This is a genomic window from Streptomyces phytophilus, assembly GCF_013870535.1.
Lineage (GTDB): Bacteria > Actinomycetota > Actinomycetes > Streptomycetales > Streptomycetaceae > Streptomyces > Streptomyces phytophilus.
Window position 1 is genome coordinate 1 of sequence record NZ_JACBXC010001593.1, and the last position, 1,188, is coordinate 1,188.

At 73.2% G+C, this 1,188-nt stretch carries 1 pseudogene; it reads left to right on the forward strand.

Features of this window, described 5'->3' with window-relative positions:
- A pseudogene (locus H5J30_RS34475) lies at positions 1–1,188 on the forward strand (FtsK/SpoIIIE domain-containing protein); the annotation flags it as partial.

Below are 1,188 nucleotides of genomic sequence, written 5' to 3' on the forward strand. Positions count from 1 at the left end.
CGCCTGGCCGTACGGGGCCCAGGTCGCCGTGGGCAACTCGCTGTTCGAGCTGGTGCGTTACGCCCCGCCGGACGCCGCCGTCGCCGTCTCGGACGACGGCGCCGGACTCGACTACAACCGCCCGCCGCGCCTGCTGCCGCCCGACCGCGAGACCCGCTTCAAGCTGCCCGCGCCGCCCAAGGAGGGCCAGGCCCGGCCGCTGCCGTGGCTGATGGCGCTGATGCCGGCCGTCATGGGCGTGACGATGTGCCTCGTCATGGGCCGCTGGTACTACCTGCTGATGGCGTTCATGAGCCCGATCATCATGATCGGCAACTACTTCATGGACAAGAAGCACGGCCGCAAGTCCCATGTGAAGGCCGTCGCCGAGTACAAGGAGCACAAGGCCCGGATCGAGAAGGACGCCCGCGACGCCCTCGTCGCCGAGCGCAACGAGCGGCGGCTGGGCGGCCCCGACCCCGCCCTGCTGCTGTCCACCGCCACCGGTCCGCGCACCCGGCTGTGGGAGCGGCGCCGTACCGACGCGGACCATCTGCTGATCCGCTTCGGCACCGCGGAGCTGGACTCCGAGGTCCTGCTGGAGGACCCCGAGCAGGACGAGCACCGCCGCCAGGTGCTGTGGAAGATCCGGGACGCGCCGGTCACCGTGCCGCTGCGGCAGGCCGGCGTCCTCGGCATCGCCGGCGCCGGCGACACCCCGCGCTCCCTCGGCCGCTGGGCCGTCGCGCAGGCCGCCGTCCTGCACAGCCCGCTGGACGTCCAGTTCTACGTGCTGACAGAGCCCGGCGGCCAGGCCGGCTGGGACTGGACGCGCTGGCTGCCGCACTCCCGCCCGCCCGGGGAGTACGACACCAACGCGCTGGTCGGCACCGACACTGAGACCGTCGCCGCCCGTATCGCCGAGCTGACCCAGCTGCTCGACGCCCGGCAGAAGGCCGCCAAGGACCAGCGGGCCAGCGGGCCGACGTCGTTCAAGGACCCCGACATCGTCATCGTCTTCGACGGCTCGCGCCGGCTGCGGTCGCTGCCCGGCGTGGTGCGGCTGCTGCGCGAGGGCCCCGCGGTGTCGATGTTCGCCATCTGCCTCGACTCCGAGGACCGCTTCCTGCCCGGCGAGTGCCAGGCGATCGTCGTCGCCGAGCCCAAGCCGGAGGAGCACGACCCGCGGGCCGCCGCCGCGCAGGGCAT